This is a genomic window from Kitasatospora sp. NBC_00315, from assembly GCF_041435095.1.
In the GTDB taxonomy this organism is placed as follows: domain Bacteria; phylum Actinomycetota; class Actinomycetes; order Streptomycetales; family Streptomycetaceae; genus Kitasatospora.
Genome location: NZ_CP108025.1, coordinates 4698364 through 4712601, shown reverse-complemented (window position 1 = coordinate 4712601; position 14238 = coordinate 4698364). Strand labels below are relative to the sequence as shown.

The 14238-nt window shown below is 73.1% G+C and carries 14 protein-coding genes; 4 read left to right on the top strand and 10 right to left on the bottom strand.

Annotation, left to right across the window (positions count from 1 at the left end; translation table 11 throughout):
• Positions 1–83: 83 nt before the first annotated feature.
• From OG823_RS19370 to OG823_RS19355, 4 genes are all read right to left on the bottom strand, one after another.
• Positions 84–479, bottom strand: coding sequence for a PPOX class F420-dependent oxidoreductase (locus OG823_RS19370; protein WP_371480850.1), 396 nt, complete (start codon positions 477–479; stop codon positions 84–86).
• A 107-nt stretch (positions 480–586) separates the two neighbouring features.
• The gene (gene ispF / locus OG823_RS19365; protein WP_371480849.1) at positions 587–1165 is read right to left on the bottom strand and encodes a 2-C-methyl-D-erythritol 2,4-cyclodiphosphate synthase; all 579 of its coding nucleotides are present in this window, start codon (positions 1163–1165) and stop codon (positions 587–589) included.
• On the bottom strand, positions 1155–1877 hold the full coding sequence (gene ispD / locus OG823_RS19360) for a 2-C-methyl-D-erythritol 4-phosphate cytidylyltransferase (protein WP_371480848.1): 723 nt from the start codon (positions 1875–1877) through the stop codon (positions 1155–1157). The genes ispF and ispD overlap by 11 nt, the downstream gene beginning before the upstream one ends.
• A 191-nt stretch (positions 1878–2068) precedes the next feature.
• On the bottom strand, positions 2069–2551 hold the full coding sequence (locus OG823_RS19355; RefSeq protein ID WP_030244332.1) for a CarD family transcriptional regulator: 483 nt from the start codon (positions 2549–2551) through the stop codon (positions 2069–2071).
• Positions 2552–3123: 572 nt separating this feature from the next.
• Here OG823_RS19355 and OG823_RS19350 point away from each other — a divergent pair.
• Positions 3124–3801 carry a DUF461 domain-containing protein gene (locus OG823_RS19350; RefSeq protein WP_371480847.1) on the top strand — a complete coding sequence of 226 codons (678 nt, stop codon included), beginning with the start codon at positions 3124–3126 and terminating at the stop codon, positions 3799–3801.
• A 121-nt stretch (positions 3802–3922) separates the two neighbouring features.
• On the opposite strand, the gene OG823_RS19345 is transcribed toward OG823_RS19350, so the two are convergent.
• On the bottom strand, positions 3923–4618 hold the full coding sequence (locus OG823_RS19345; RefSeq protein WP_371480846.1) for a response regulator: 696 nt from the start codon (positions 4616–4618) through the stop codon (positions 3923–3925).
• Positions 4615–5898: a sensor histidine kinase gene (locus tag OG823_RS19340; RefSeq protein WP_371480845.1), complete on the bottom strand. Its 1284-nt coding sequence runs from the start codon at positions 5896–5898 to the stop codon at positions 4615–4617. The genes OG823_RS19345 and OG823_RS19340 overlap by 4 nt, the downstream gene beginning before the upstream one ends.
• Positions 5899–6201: 303 nt before the next feature.
• Here OG823_RS19340 and phoU point away from each other — a divergent pair, with 303 nt between their 5' ends.
• Positions 6202–6882, top strand: a complete 681-nt coding sequence (phoU, locus tag OG823_RS19335; RefSeq protein WP_371480844.1) for a phosphate signaling complex protein PhoU — start codon at positions 6202–6204, stop codon at positions 6880–6882.
• 555 nt (positions 6883–7437) lie between these two features.
• Here phoU and OG823_RS19330 read toward each other — a convergent pair.
• On the bottom strand, positions 7438–8025 hold the full coding sequence (locus OG823_RS19330; RefSeq protein WP_371480843.1) for a lytic polysaccharide monooxygenase: 588 nt from the start codon (positions 8023–8025) through the stop codon (positions 7438–7440).
• 306 nt (positions 8026–8331) lie between these two features.
• Positions 8332–9090: a phosphoglyceromutase gene (locus tag OG823_RS19325; RefSeq protein WP_371480842.1), complete on the bottom strand. Its 759-nt coding sequence runs from the start codon at positions 9088–9090 to the stop codon at positions 8332–8334.
• Positions 9091–9239: 149 nt separating this feature from the next.
• On the opposite strand from OG823_RS19325, the gene OG823_RS19320 reads away from it, so the two are divergent.
• Positions 9240–10562, top strand: coding sequence for an MDR family MFS transporter (locus OG823_RS19320; protein WP_371480841.1), 1323 nt, complete (start codon positions 9240–9242; stop codon positions 10560–10562).
• Between the two features lie 5 nt (positions 10563–10567).
• Here OG823_RS19320 and OG823_RS19315 read toward each other — a convergent pair whose 3' ends face one another.
• Together OG823_RS19315 and mshA are read right to left on the bottom strand one after the other, a co-directional pair.
• Positions 10568–11113 (bottom strand): YbjN domain-containing protein, encoded by a 546-nt coding sequence (locus OG823_RS19315; protein WP_371480840.1) that lies wholly within the window; start codon positions 11111–11113, stop codon positions 10568–10570.
• A 178-nt stretch (positions 11114–11291) separates the two neighbouring features.
• Positions 11292–12656, bottom strand: coding sequence for a D-inositol-3-phosphate glycosyltransferase (gene mshA, locus OG823_RS19310; RefSeq protein WP_371480839.1), 1365 nt, complete (start codon positions 12654–12656; stop codon positions 11292–11294).
• Between the two features lie 492 nt (positions 12657–13148).
• Between mshA and OG823_RS19305 the strand changes: the two genes are divergently transcribed.
• Positions 13149–13979, top strand: coding sequence for a class I SAM-dependent methyltransferase (locus OG823_RS19305; protein WP_371480838.1), 831 nt, complete (start codon positions 13149–13151; stop codon positions 13977–13979).
• Positions 13980–14238 lie beyond the last annotated feature (259 nt).

The following is a 14238-nucleotide window of genomic DNA, read 5'->3' as shown; positions in this document are numbered from 1 at the left end:
GGGGTGCCCCACGACAATCCGGGATGTCAATCCCGTCGCAGGGTCATGACAGGCGTGTCGCCAACCGGAGCGACACGCTCCGCTCAGGCGTTCCCGACCACCTTGCGGGGGGTGAGCCGGACGACCACGCGCACGTCATCGGGGCCGTCGTAGCGGTATTCGCTCTCGCCGCGGTACTTGCGGGCGAGCTCGTCGATCAGGTCCTTGCCACCCTCCCGGGTGAGCGAGACCTCACCGCGGAACTCCAGGTACGTGTACGGACTCTCCGGCGGGTTGATGACCACCGAGACACGGGGGTCGCGAACCATGTTGAGGTGCTTGCGGCGCCCCTCCACCGTGGAGAACAGCAGATCGTCGCCCTCCCGCCGGACCCAGACCACCGAGGACTGCGGGCTGCCGTCCTCCTGCACGGTGGCGACCACCGCGAAGGACTTCCCGTCGATCAGCGCCTTGGCGGTGTCGGAGAGCTGCACGGACACGGGGACCTCTTCTCGTTCGCTCGACAGCGGGGTCGAGGGTTGACGGACCGTGTCAACGGTAGAGACCCGCTCCCTGTCTCCACCGCTGAACACGCGTCAGCCGCGGCTCATTCCCCGACGGCCGCGTCCGTCTCGTACACCAGCGCCGTGGCGAGCGCAGCGAGCCCCTCGGCCCGACCGGTCAGCCCGAGACCGTCGGTCGTCGTCCCGGACACCGAGACCGGCGCGCCGACGGCCGCCGACAGCACCTCCTGGGCCTCGGTGCGGCGCTTGCCGATCTTCGGGCGGACGCCGATCACCTGGACCGACACGTTGCCGATCTCGAAACCGGCCGCCCGGACCAGCCTGGCGGCCTCGCCGAGCAGCTTCACCCCGGACGCCCCGGACCACTCGGGCCGGTCGGTGCCGAAGTGCGCGCCCAGGTCGCCGATCCCGGCGGCCGAGAACAGCGCGTCGCAGGCCGCGTGCGCGGCGACGTCCGCGTCCGAGTGCCCGGCCAGGCCGTCCCCGGCGTCCGGCCAGTCCAGACCGGCCACCCGCAGCGGGCGGCCCGCCTCGAAGGCGTGCACGTCGGTGCCGATGCCGACCCGGGGAATCACCGGTCGCGATGCGCCACGCGGCTCGGCGGCCTTCGGTACGGCCTGAACGCCGGGGGCCTCCGGCGCGCCGTGCGACTCAGAAGCCATCGGAGGCCCTCCGCCGGGCGAGTACGGCCTCGGCGAGCACGAGGTCCAGCGGACGGGTCACCTTGAACGCCTCCTCGTGGCCGGGCACCACGACCACCCGGCCGCCGTAGCGCTCGACCAGGCCGGCGTCGTCGGTCACCGGCGGCAGGCCGCCCTCGGCCTCCTCGGCCAGCGATTTGGCGTGCACCTCCTGGAGCACGTCCCGACGGAACCCCTGCGGGGTCTGCACCGCGCGAAGCGTGGCGCGGTCGGGCGTGTCGAGCACCGGCTCCGGCCCGCCCCCCGGCTGCGGCTCCACCCGCTTGACGGTGTCGGCCAGTGGCACCGCGGGCACCACGGCCTCGGCCCCGGCCCGGACGGCCGCCGTCACCGCGTCCACCACCTCCACCGGTACCAGCGGACGGGCGGCGTCGTGCACCAGCACGACCTCGACCCCGACCGGGACGGCGGCCAGCCCCAGCCGCACCGACTCCTGGCGGGTCGCCCCGCCGGCCACCACCCGGACGTCCGTGCGGTCCAGGCCGTGGCCGGCGAGCAGGGAGACGACCTCGGCCACGCCGTCCGGCGGCGCTGCCACCACCACCAGCCCGACCGACCGGCTGCGCGCGAGCGCCCGGACGGCATGGACCAGCAACGGCACCCCGCCCAGCTCTCGCAGGGCTTTCGGGGCGCCGGGCCCCAGCCGCTCCCCGCGTCCCGCGGCGGGCACCACTGCTGCTGCGACTGCTCCTGCGGCGTTCAGGTTTCACTCCTTCGGCGAAGTGGGTATGGCCATGGCGTGCACGACGGACGCGACCCCTTCCGGACACGCCTCAGCGCCCGAAGTGCCACTGCACCACCTCGGAAGCATGGGCTTCCGCAGCGGCGCGCCGGCATCGGGCGCTGTGAGCGTGGAGCGCGGAACTACGAGGCGAGCACCTCGTCGAGCAGCGTTTCCGCCTTGTCCTCGTTGGTGTTCTCGGCCAGCGCGAGCTCGCTGACCAGGATCTGGCGCGCCTTGGCGAGCATCCGCTTCTCGCCCGCGGACAGACCGCGTTCGCGCTCGCGACGCCAGAGGTCGCGCACAACCTCGGCGACCTTGATAACGTCACCCGAAGCAAGCTTTTCGAGGTTCGCCTTGTAGCGGCGGGACCAGTTGGTCGGCTCTTCGGTGTACGGTGCGCGAAGCACCTCGAAGACCCGGTCCAGACCCTCCTGGCCGACCACATCGCGCACACCGACGAACTCAGCGTTCTCGGCGGGCACGCGCAGCGTCAGGTCACCCTGCTGCACCTTCAGCACCAGGTAGGTCTTGTCCACACCCTTGATCTGGCGAATTTCAATGGCCTCGATCAGCGCAGCCCCGTGATGGGGGTAGACCACCGTGTCGCCAACCTTGAACGTCATGTGACAGGACCCCTTCCGTGGCTTTCCAGAATAACACGCTTTTCGGCGCACCCGAAGGGCGTTTTCGCAGGTCAGGGCCGGTCTCGGGGCTTGACAAGCACCCCCATGACGTGCTGCGACCGCCGTTCGGGGACGGCTTCCCGCAGGTCGGAGGCGGTTCCGACGTCCACGGAAACCTGATGCAACACTCACGAAACCATGATTGGATCTTGGGTTTTCGGCATTTATCGCGCCGTTTCCCGATCGTGATCCGATCTTGGTCCCGGGCGGTGACACCGTCCCTCCCCGGGCCCACGGAGGTTCGTGGACGTCCCTGGGCGGTGCGTGCGCGTTCCTGTGGACATTTCGTGGACGTCGGGCGGCCCGGCGTGGCGCGCGGGTACGCGGCGGCACGAGGAGCCGGCGGGCCGGGCGCGCGGACCGTCCGCCCCGGCCGGGCCGGCCGCGCTCCCGGTCCGGTGTCCCCCGCGCACTCGGTCCGCGACACGGGGCCACCCCGTGATGGGCGGATAACAACGGTCGGTAACCTGGGCTCTGACCATCCGAAACGTGACCAAGGAGAAGCCGCCGCCGTGAGCCGCAGCCTTCGACGCGGCAGCCTCGCCGCCGTCGCCGCCCTCGCCATCGCCTCGTTGTCCGCCTGTGCGACCGGGAACAACGCCGAAACGCTCGAGGTGAAGCCGGACAACGCCTCGGTGTCCCTCGGCGACACCCTCACGCTGAACAACATCGTGGTCGTCACCGGCGACGAGTCCTCGGGCCAGCACACCGGCCCCGCCAACGTCACGGTCAACATCAGCAACACCGGCTCCGCCCCGGCGACGCTCAAGTCCATCACCGTGGCCGGCGGCGCGGCGACCTTCACCGACCCGGCCGGCGCGAGCCTGGGCCAGGTCGTCATCCCGGCCGGCGGCGCCCTGCTGATCGGCGCGGAGGGTGCGCCCTCCGCCCACGTCGCCTCCGCCACCCTGCAGGTCGGCGGCTTCGCCCCGACGGCGTTCGGCTTCACCGAGGCCGGCACCGTGGAGACCCAGGCGGCCGTGTACCCGAACCTCGGCTACTACAAGGGCTACGGTCCGCAGCCCGCCGCGGCGCCCACGGCCTCGGTGTCCCCCTCCGCCGCCGCGTCCTCCGCCACCGCCTCGCCTGCGGCCGGCGTCTCGCCGACCGCGACGACGCCCGCCACGGCGGGCGCCGCGGCCACCGGCTCGCCCAGCGCCTCCGGCAGCCCGCTGGCCGCGGGGCACTGACCGGTCCCGGCAGCGCACGAGCGCCACGCACGGGCGCACGAGGAGGGGCCTCCCGGCGGGAGGGCCCCTCCTCGTGTCCGCAGGACGTCCCGGCTCGCGCGGCCAAGACCTCCGGGGCGGTCTACGGCTCGAACTTGTAGCCCAGGCCGCGCACCGTGACCAGGTAGCGCGGCGCGCCCGGGTCGGGCTCGATCTTGGCCCGGAGCCGCTTGACGTGCACGTCCAGCGTCTTGGTGTCGCCGACGTAGTCCGCGCCCCAGACCCGGTCGATCAGCTGCATCCGGGTCAGCACCCGGCCCGCGTTGCGCAGCAGCATCTCCAGCAGGTCGAACTCCTTGAGCGGCAGGTCGACCTTCGCGCCGTCCACCGTCACCACGTGGCGGTCCACGTCCATCCGGACCGGGCCGGCCTCCAGCGCGCCGGGGCCGCCACCGTCCACGCCCTGGCCCCCGTCCTCGCCGCGGCGGCGGAGCACCGCGCGGATCCGGGCGACCAGCTCGCGGGTGGAGTAGGGCTTGGTGACGTAGTCGTCGGCCCCTATCTCGAGGCCGACGACCTTGTCGATCTCGCTGTCCTTGGCCGTCACCATGATCACCGGCACGTTGGAACGCACCCGCAGCTGGCGGCAGACCTCGGTGCCGGGCAGGCCCGGGAGCATCAGGTCGAGCAGCACGAGGTCGGCGCCGTTGCGTTCGAACTGCTCCAGGGCGTCCGGGCCGGTGGCGGCGATGGCCACCTCGAAGCCCTCCTTGCGGAGCATGTACGAGAGGGCGTCGCTGAACGACTCCTCGTCCTCGACCACCAGTACTCGGGTCACTTTCGGGCCTCCGGGGCAAGCTGGGGAGATGTGGTTGACAGGGACTGGGCGGACGTCGTGCCGGCGAGCGGCTCGTCCGTGGGGGCCTGCCCGGCGGGCAGTCGTACGGTGAAGGTGGAGCCCTGGCCCTCGATGCTCCAGACCGAGACGTTGCCGCCGTGCGAGGCGGCCACGTGCTTGACGATGGAGAGGCCGAGGCCCGTGCCACCGGTCAGTCGGGAGCGGGCCGGGTCCACCCGGTAGAAGCGTTCGAAGACCCGCTCGCGGTCCTTCTCGGAGATGCCGATGCCCTGGTCGGTCACCGAGATCTCGATCAGTTCGCCGTCCGCCTCGCCGAGCGCGGCGGCGCTGGAGATGCGGCGGGTCGCGATGGCCACCCGGGTACGGGGCGGGCTGTAGTTGACCGCGTTCTCGACCAGATTTCCGAGCGCGGCGGCCAGCTGGCCGCGGTTGCCGTGCAGATAGAGGCCCGCGATGCCGCCGGCCGCGATGTGGATCTGCTTGGCCGCCGCCTGCTGGCGGCAGCGGTCGATCGCCTCCGCGATCAGTTCGTCCACCGCGACCGGCTCGGGGTCGACCATCAGGCGGTCGTCCTGGACCCGGGAGAGGTCGATGATCTCCTGCACCAGGCTGGCCAGCCTGGTGGCCTCGATCTGCATCCGCCCGGCGAACCGCTGGACGGCCTCCGGGTCGTCGGACGCGTCGGCGACGGCCTCGGAGAGCAGCGACAGCGCGCCGACCGGCGTCTTGAGTTCGTGGCTGACGTTCGCGACGAAGTCCCGGCGGACCGCCTCCACCCGGCGTCGCTCGGTGAGGTCCTCCACCAGGACGAGCACCAGGCGCGAGCCCAACGGCGCCACCCGGACGGAGACCGCCAGCGGATCGATCGCCCGGGCCACCCCCGGCCGGGGCAGTTCGAGCTCGGCCTGGCGGATCTCGCCGTCGCGGCGGGTCGCCCGGGCCAACGCCAGCATCTGGTCGATGGCCATCGCACCACCCCTGACCAGGCCCATCGCATAGGCGGCGGAGCTGGCCTTCACCACCTCGTCGCCGTCGCCGAGCACGATCGCGCAGGAGCGCAGCACCGAGAGCACCGTGTCCACCCCGGGGGGCAGCGGCGATTCCTGGGCACCCGTCCCGGTACCCGCGTTCTTCCCGCCGCTGCCGCGCCTGTCCCTGGCCTGTTCGCGCTCGCTCCATCGAAAGGCGATGGCGGCCGTGAGACCGACGCCGAGCCCGGCTATGGCGCAGGCTGCGGCGGCGGCCACATTCACGTCCATGGGGCCAGCGTAAGCGCATCCCGAGCGAGCTCCCCCGGGGTCGGATCAAGGGATCGGCCGTACGTTGCCGAGAATTCACCTTCAAGTAGCTGCCGGTTCACCGCGGGGGTCGTGCGTGGTCGCCCGGACGGACCAGTCTGGGTGGCGCGGCCCGTGTGGGACGGGACGGCGACGGCGGGAGAGCCGCCGGCCGTCCCTGGTACGCGCGTACGATGCGCGCACCAGCAGCGGCCGCCCCGCCGGTTCACGGACCCCGGGGCGACCGGTCGGCACCGCCACCGACACAGCTTCTGAGGAGAGAGCATGCGCGACGCGTACCACGAGGAACTCGACTCGATCGGCGACAGCCTGGTCGAGATGGCCCGGCTGGTCGGCTCCGCGATGGGCCGGGCCACCACCGCGCTGCTCGACGCGGACCTCGTCCTGGCCGAGAGCGTCATCGCGGCGGACGAGAAGGTCAACGCCCTCCACCACGAACTGGAGAACCGGGCGATCGACCTGCTCGCCCGCCAGCAGCCGGTCGCCACCGACCTGCGGATCGTGGTCACCTCACTGCGGATGAGCGCCGACCTGGAGCGCTGCGGCGATCTGGCCCGGCACGTGGCCAAGGTCGCCCGGCTGCGCTACCCGCAGTCGGCCGTCCCGATCGACCTGCACCCGATCGTGCTGGAGATGGGGCAGCTCGCCCAGCGCCTGGTGGCCAAGGCCGGCCTGGTGATCGCGACCAAGGACGTGGACGCGGCACTGGAGCTGGAGCGGGACGACGACGCGATCGACGCCCTGCACCGCGAACTGTTCACCCACCTGATCGACGACCGCTGGCAGCACGGGATCGAGACGGGCGTGGACGTCACGCTGGTCGGCCGGTACTACGAGCGCTTCGCCGACCACGCGGTCTCGGTGGCCAAGCGGGTCGTCTATCTGGTGACCGGCGAGCACGTGGAGGAGTTCATCGCCTCCACCGAGGGCGCGGCCGCCGAATAAGGGGCCTCCGCATGAGGGGCCTTCGCATGAGGGGCCTGCCGGCCGGACGCGGTCCAAACCTCTGAACCGGGTGGTGGGGGCGCACGGTGCCCCGGGCTCCCCACACCTTCGCGCCCGTTGACGCTCCTTCGGTGCGACGCTTCACTCAAGGTGCAAGGCACCGAGGTGTGCCCGTCACGAGGAGGGTCCAGCGCCATGAAGGCAACCCCCACCCGGCCCGCGTCACCGGCCAGGTCGACCGAATCCCCCGCCCCGAAGTCGCTGCCCGTCCTCGCCGCCGGCTGCGGGTGCGGTCCGGGGTGCGGCTGCGGCTGCCAGAACGGCGCGCCGTGCCAGTGCGGCGGCGTCGCCGGAGGCTGCTGCGGCGGTCACTGAAGCGGCGTTCGCGGCCGGGTCGGCCGAACCCGTCCCGGCCGCGTCCTGAGCCGCCCGAAAAGACCGTCGGCCGGCCGGGTGCTCCCGCTCGAAGCGGTGGCACCCGGTCGGCCGACGGTCCGTCCCGGCCGGCTCAGGACGCGGCCGGGACGGGTTCGGGGTTCAGAACGGGTTCGGCGTTCAGAACGTGAGGTCGGTGCAGGAGTAGAACGCGTTGCCGGTGTCGGCGATCTCCCACACCGCGACGACCACCTGGTGCCCGGTCCGCCCGGTCGGGAGGGTCGCGGTGTGGCTCAGCGTGGTCGGCGGCTGGGCCCCGTTGTAGGGGACGGTGAGGAACGGCGTGGTGTCCAGCGAGGCCCTGGTGACGGGCTGGCCGGCGTTGTAACCGGCCTTGGTGAGGAAGTACCGGAACGACGTGGTGGCGTGCCGCGCGGTGAACTTCCAGGTGAAGGTGAGCTTCTGTCCGGCCGTCACCTTGGTGGCGGGCCAGTTGCCGCCGCGCGGGTCGTCCAGCTCGGCGAACCGGGCGTTGCCGCCCGCGCAGATGGTGCCGTCCGAGGGGCCGAGCGCCGGGAAGCCCTTGGGGCCCTCCACGCTCTGCGGCTCCCACTGGATGTCACCGCAGTTGGCGACCGTCCCCGCCGCGCACAGTGCGGCGCGACTGGGCGGGGTGGAGATGTAGCCGTGCGACTGGGCGGGGAACGCGAGGCCCAGCGGGACGGCGGCGGCGGCCAGGGCCGCGGCGAGAACATGACGCTTGCGCATGGTGCTCCTCCGTGGGGGTGGATGAACACGCCGGACACAGGCCACGGACACGGGCCGCTTGTGGGGAGCGGCCGACGGCAGTCATTGGCATGTCTGCGCCAGGCAACTGCCCCCACGCTAGAAGGCGAAGGGTGCGGGCGTCAATGGTCTGAACCATTTTAACGGGCCCGCGACCCCGGCGCGCGGGCAACCGCACTGCCGCACAACGGATGTGAGGACGCATCGGCCCGGCAACGGAACCGGCCCCGACCCTCCTCGTCGAGGGGCGGGGCCGGATCGGCCTGCGGAACGCCTGGGCGGTGGCGGTTACTTCTTGCCCTGGTTCTTGACGGCCTCGATGGCGGCCGCGGCGGCGTCGGCGTCCAGGTAGCGGCCACCCTTGGTGACCGGCTTGAAGTCGGCGTCGAGCTCGTACACCAGCGGGATGCCGGTCGGGATGTTCAGGCCCGCGATGTCCTCGTCCGAGATGCCGTCGAGGTGCTTGACCAGCGCGCGCAGGCTGTTGCCGTGCGCGGTGACCAGCACGGTGCGGCCGGCCACGAGGTCCGGGACGATCGCGTCGTACCAGTACGGGAGCATCCGCTCGACGACGTCCTTGAGGCACTCGGTGGCCGGACGCAGCTCGCTCGGGATGTCCCCGTACCGCGGGTCGGCGGCCTGTGAGTACTCGTTGTCGTCGGCCAGCACCGGCGGCGGGGTGTCGTACGAACGACGCCAGAGCTGGAACTGCTCCTCGCCGAACTCGGCGAGGGTCTGGGCCTTGTCCTTGCCCTGCAGGGCGCCGTAGTGGCGCTCGTTCAGCCGCCAGCTGCGGCTGACCGGGATCCAGTGCCGGTCGGCCTTGTCGAGCGCGATCTGCGAGGTGCGGATGGCGCGGCGCAGCAGGGAGGTGTGCAGGACGTCCGGGAGGTAGCCCTCGGCGGCGAGCAGCTCGCCACCGCGTGCGGCCTCCTTCTCGCCCTTCTCGTTGAGGTCGACGTCGACCCAACCCGTGAACAGGTTCTTCTGGTTCCACTGGCTCTCGCCGTGACGGAGCAGGATCAGTCGGTAGGTCGTATCAGCCATGACCCCCAGCTTAGTGGAGGCGGATTGACCGCTGGCAGGCACCCGGGGAGGCTGTGTAATGTGTGCACATCGCTTGAGCCACTTACTGTCTCGTTGTCCGGTCCACCCCGCACCGCTCATCGGGATACCTGCCGCCCCGGAGTCGCGCCATGCCCGTCCCCAGCCGGTTCCAACAGCTCGTGACGGAGACCGTGGGCGGGTTGCCGCGCCGCTTCTGGTGGCTCTGGACATCGACCCTGGTGAACCGGCTGGGCGGCTTCGTGGTGACGTTCCTGGCGCTCTACCTGACGGCGGACCGCGGCTACTCCGCCTCGTACGCCGGTCTGGTCGCCTCTCTCTTCGGGCTCGGCTCGGCCGTCGCGGCGGTGGGCGCCGGGGTGCTGACCGACCGGATCGGCCGGCGTCCGACCCTGGTCGCCGCCCAGCTCGGCACGGCCCTGTTCACGGCGATGCTCGGCTTCTCGGACGGCCAGGCGGCCATCGCCGTGGTGGCGTTCCTGGTGGGGCTCTGCAACAACGCCTCCCGCCCCGCCGTCTCAGCGATGATCGCGGACCTCGTGCCCGCGGCCGACCGGGTCCGCGCCTACTCGCTGAACTACTGGGCCATCAACATCGGCTTCGGAGTGTCCGCCGCTGCCGCCGGACTGATCGCCACCCACGGCTACCTGACGCTGTTCCTGCTCGACGCGCTCTCCACCCTGGTCTGCGCGGTGGTCGTCTTCGTGAAGATCCCGGAGACCAGGCCCGACGCCCCGGCCGCCCGGCTCGACGAGCCCGCCGTCGGCCTCGCCGCGGTGTTCCGGGACACCCGCTTCGTGATCGTGGTGGCGCTCAACCTGCTGCTCGCGCTGGTCGCCCAGCAGGGCAGCACCACCCTCGCCGTCGACATGGGGCAGGCCGGCATCTCGGCCACCCGGTACGGGCTGGTGATCGGACTGAACGGCCTGCTCATCGTGCTGCTGCAGATTCCGGTGACCCGGCTGATGGAGGGCCGCAGCCGGACCGCCCTGCTCGTCGCCAGTGCGCTGCTGACCGGCTGGGGCTTCGGTCTGACCGCGCTGGCCGGCTCCTCCGCGGCGCTGTTCGCGGTCACCGTGGCGGTCTGGACGATCGGCGAGATCATGAACGCGCCGACCATGATGGGCCTGGTGGCCGAGCTCGCCCCGGCCCACGCACGCGGGCGCTACCAGGGCGTCTACTCGCTCTCCTGGTCCCTCGCCTCGTTCCTCGGCCCGGCGGTGGGCGGCCTGCTGCTCCAGTACGCGGGCGGCGGCGCCGTCTGGGGCGCCTGCGCGGCGCTCGGGACGCTCGCCGCGGCGGGCTACCTGCTCCTCGGACGGCACACCGCGGCCGCCGGGGCCGCAGCGGCGGCGCTAGCGGGGCAGGTTCCGGTACGGGCGCCGAGGGCCGTGTCGGAACAGGAGCCCGGGCCGACGGCGGAGAACGGCCGGGCCGCCGGCGCCCGGGCCTAGAAGGCTCAGACCGGCCCGGCGGACTCGTCCGTCCCGGCGGAGGGGGTGACCGGACCCGCCAGGTGCGCGAAGGCCGCCAGGTTGCGGGTCGACTCGCCGCGCTTCGTGCGCCACTGCCACTCGCGGCGGATCGCGGAGGCGAAACCGAGTTCGAGCAGAGTGTTGAACGGCTCGTCCGCGTTCTGCAGCACGGTCCCCAGCAGCCGGTCCACCGCGTCGGCGCCCACCGCCTCCAGCGGCAGCCGGCCTGCGAGGTACACGTCCCCGAGCGCGTCGATCGCGTACGCGACGCCGTACATCCGGGTGTTGCGCTCCAGCAGCCACCGGTGGAAGGCCTCGTGGTTCTCGTCCGGACGGCGGATCACGAAGGCGTTCACGGACAGCGTGTGGTCGCCGACCCGCAGGGCGCAGGCGGTGCTCAGCCTGCGCACCCCCGGCAAGGTCGCGACCAGCGTGAACGGGTCGGTGGCGGCCGGCTCCCAGGCCACCTCGGCGGTGTCCAGGGCGGTGCGCAGGAGGGCCAGTGCCTCGTCCTTGGTACGGATAGCCATGGGGCTGACGTTACTCGGCGGTATCGGTGGCGCGCAGCCGGGCGGGGCCCGGGGGATCGCGCCGGCCTGCCCGGGTGTCCCCGATCCGACCCCGGCCGGTGGGGTCGCCGGTCGGGCCGGGGTGCCGGACGGGCGCCGCTCCGGGCCGATGGACGCTCCCGGCCGATGGACGCTCCGGTCAGGCCAGGCGCAGCCGGGGAGTCGTGAGCCGGCCGGCCGGGCGGACCAGGGTGCCTGCGTACACCTCGGCGGTGCTAGCGGCGGCCGCTCCCCAGCCGAAACCGGCCGCGTGCCGGGCCGCCCCGGCGCCCTGCCGGGTGACCAGGGCGGGATCGGTGGCGTACGGCTTCAGTGCCCGGGCCCAGTCCTGCGGGTCGTGGCCGCTCACCAGGGTGCCCGTCACACCGTGCCGGACGGCCACCGGCAGACCGCCGACCGCCGCGGCGACCACCGGCGTGCCGCAGGCCTGGGCCTCCAGCGCGACCAGGCCGAAGGACTCGCTGTACGAGGGCATCACCAGGGCGGTCGCGGCGCGGTACCAGTCCGCGAGCCGTTGCTGCCCGACCGGCGGGTGGAACCGCACCACGTCACCGATGCCCAGCTGGGCGGCCAGCTTGTGCAGGCTCTCGGGCTTGGCGAGCCCGCTGCCGGACGGCCCGCCGACCACCGGGACGACCAGGCGCTCGCGCAGTCGGGGCTCGCGCTCCAGCAGGACGGCCACGGCCCGCAGGAGCACGTCGGGTGCCTTGAGCGGCTGTATCCGCCCGGCGAAGAGCAGGACGGCGGCGTCCTGCGGAAGGCCGAGCGCGGCCCGCGCGGCCCGCTGGTCGCCCGGGCGGAAGACGTCGAGGTTGACACCGGGGTGGACCACGGCGAGCTGGTCGGGCCGGGCCGCGTAGTGCAGCGAGAGCTCGGCGGCCTCCTCGGCGGTGTTGGCGATCAGCCGGTCGGCGGCCTCGACCACCTGGGTCTCGCCGATCACCCGGGCCGGCGGCTCGGGCGAGTCGCCCTCGGCCAGCGCGGCGTTCTTGACCTTGGCCATGGTGTGCATGGTGTGCACCAGCGGCACGCCCCAGCGCTGGGCGGCCAGCCAGCCGACCTGACCGGAGAGCCAGTAGTGCGAGTGGACCAGGTCGTAGTAGCCCGGGCGGTGGCCGGCCTCGGTGCGCAGCACGGCGTGCGTGAAGGCGCACAGCTGGGCCGGCAGATCCTCCTTGAGCAGGCCCTCGTACGGGCCGGCGGTGACGTGCCGCACCAGCACCCCGGGCGCGAGCTCGACGGTGGGCGCGTCGTTCGAGCAGATGGCCCGGGTGAACACCTCGACCTCGATGTTGAGCTCGGCCAGCCGCTTCGCCAGCTCGACGATGTAGACGTTCATGCCGCCCGCGTCACCCGTCCCGGGCTGGTGCAGCGGCGAGGTGTGCACGCTCAGCATGGCTATCCGGCGGGGGCGCCGGGACCGGCCCGAGACCAGGGTCTGCAGCCGGCCGCGGCCGGGCTGGCCCTGGGCACGACGAGCCGGACGGACGGGGTGCTGGATCACCTGGCTGAACCCTCCTCTGTGCTCCCCAACATTCCTGCTGCTGCTTGCCGGCACTGCGCCACTGCCCGGGTCGCTCGGCAGTTGCCCGGCCGAACCGCCCGTACCGCACGGCATCGCCCGAACCGCATCACCCGCACCGGCACGGCCTGCGCTGCCCACACCGAGGGGCGTCGCCCACCACCCGCCGGGCCCGAGGGCCGGCCGGGCGGACTCCGCCACCAGTGTGCCAACCACCGGCCCATCGGTCGGCATTCCCGTTCCGGCCGACGAGATCATGCCGACCGGATCCCGCCGGGGCGGGCGGGCGCAGCGGGCGGAGCCGGGGCGGGCGGGCGCAGCGGGCGGAGCCGGGGCGGCAGCGGTCGGTATGGGCTCGGGCCTCGCCCGGGCCTCGGGCCTCGGGCCTTGGGCCTGGGGCCTGGGGCCGACAAGGGAACGGCAGCGACGGGCGCGACCGGCGAGGGGCCCGGTCACGGCGCGTACCCTGCTGGGATGGCCGCCTCCTTCGACCCCGCACTCCCGGCTGCCCGCGGCCGGACGGCCCGGCCGGTGGGTACGGTCACCCGCGGCACCACGAACACCAACCGGCTGCGACGGATGGACCGCTGGATCGCCCACTCGCTCGGCCCGGCGCTGCGCTCGTGCGCACGGCCGCCGGTCGCGGTGGACCTCGGCTACGGGGCCGCGCCCTGGACGGCGGTCGAGCTGTCGACCCGACTGCGGGCCGTGCGGGCGGACGTCAGGGTGGTCGGGATCGAGATCGAGCCGGAGCGCGTCACGGCGGCCCTGCCCTACACCCGGCCGCCCCTGCTGACCTTCCGGCGGGGCGGGTTCGAGGTACCGCTGGACGGCGGGGCGCCGGCCCAGCTGATCCGGGCGGCCAACGTGCTGCGGCAGTACGACGAGGCGGCGGTGGCCGGCGTCTGGGACCGGCTGCGCGGACGGCTGGCGCCGGACGGGCTGCTGGTCGAGGGCACCTGCGACGAGATCGGGCGGCGGCACGTCTGGGTCGCGATCGGACCCGAGGGCCCTCGGACGGTCACCTTCGCCGCCCGGCTGGGGGGCCTCGGGCAGCCCTCCGACCTGGCCGAACGGCTGCCGAAGGCGCTGATCCACCACAACGTTCCGGGCCGGGCGGTGCACGCCTTCCTGGCCGACTTCGACCGCGCCTGGGCGGCGGCCGCGCCGTACGGGGCGTTCGGCGCCCGACAGCGCTGGGTGGCGGCGTGCACGTCGATGGCCGGGAGCTGGCCGCTGCTGGACGCCAGGGGACGCTGGCGGCAGGGCGAGGCCACCGTGCCCTGGACGGCGCTGGCGCCGTAGCGGACGGGTGCCGAGCGCCGGACCGGCCGGCGGGCCCCGGCGGCCGGACGAACGGCGGGCGGCCCGAACAGTGAGCTGACGAGCGGCGGCGGACCGACCGGCTCGCGGCCGGACCGGCGAGCAGCGCGCGGAAGGTGGGGCCGGACGGGGCCGTGGGGCCGCGCCGTCGGTCGTCGGCGGGGTGCTGGTGAGCGACTCCGGGGATTCACTCGAACGAGTTATCGAATACCTCTGGCGTGTTGACGTGTCGTCACGTCAC

Bases quoted from the DNA above. Each gene is read 5' to 3' on its own strand.
- ispF (WP_371480849.1), bottom strand. From the start codon at position 1,165: ATGGCTTCTGAGTCGCACGGCGCGCCGGAGGCCCCCGGCGTTCAGGCC.
- OG823_RS19355 (WP_030244332.1), bottom strand. From the start codon at position 2,551: ATGACGTTCAAGGTTGGCGACACGGTGGTCTACCCCCATCACGGGGCT.
- OG823_RS19340 (WP_371480845.1), bottom strand. From the start codon at position 5,898: ATGGACGTGAATGTGGCCGCCGCCGCAGCCTGCGCCATAGCCGGGCTC.
- phoU (WP_371480844.1), top strand. From the start codon at position 6,202: ATGCGCGACGCGTACCACGAGGAACTCGACTCGATCGGCGACAGCCTG.
- OG823_RS19330 (WP_371480843.1), bottom strand. From the start codon at position 8,025: ATGCGCAAGCGTCATGTTCTCGCCGCGGCCCTGGCCGCCGCCGCCGTC.
- OG823_RS19325 (WP_371480842.1), bottom strand. From the start codon at position 9,090: ATGGCTGATACGACCTACCGACTGATCCTGCTCCGTCACGGCGAGAGC.
- OG823_RS19320 (WP_371480841.1), top strand. From the start codon at position 9,240: ATGCCCGTCCCCAGCCGGTTCCAACAGCTCGTGACGGAGACCGTGGGC.
- OG823_RS19315 (WP_371480840.1), bottom strand. From the start codon at position 11,113: ATGGCTATCCGTACCAAGGACGAGGCACTGGCCCTCCTGCGCACCGCC.
- OG823_RS19305 (WP_371480838.1), top strand. From the start codon at position 13,149: ATGGCCGCCTCCTTCGACCCCGCACTCCCGGCTGCCCGCGGCCGGACG.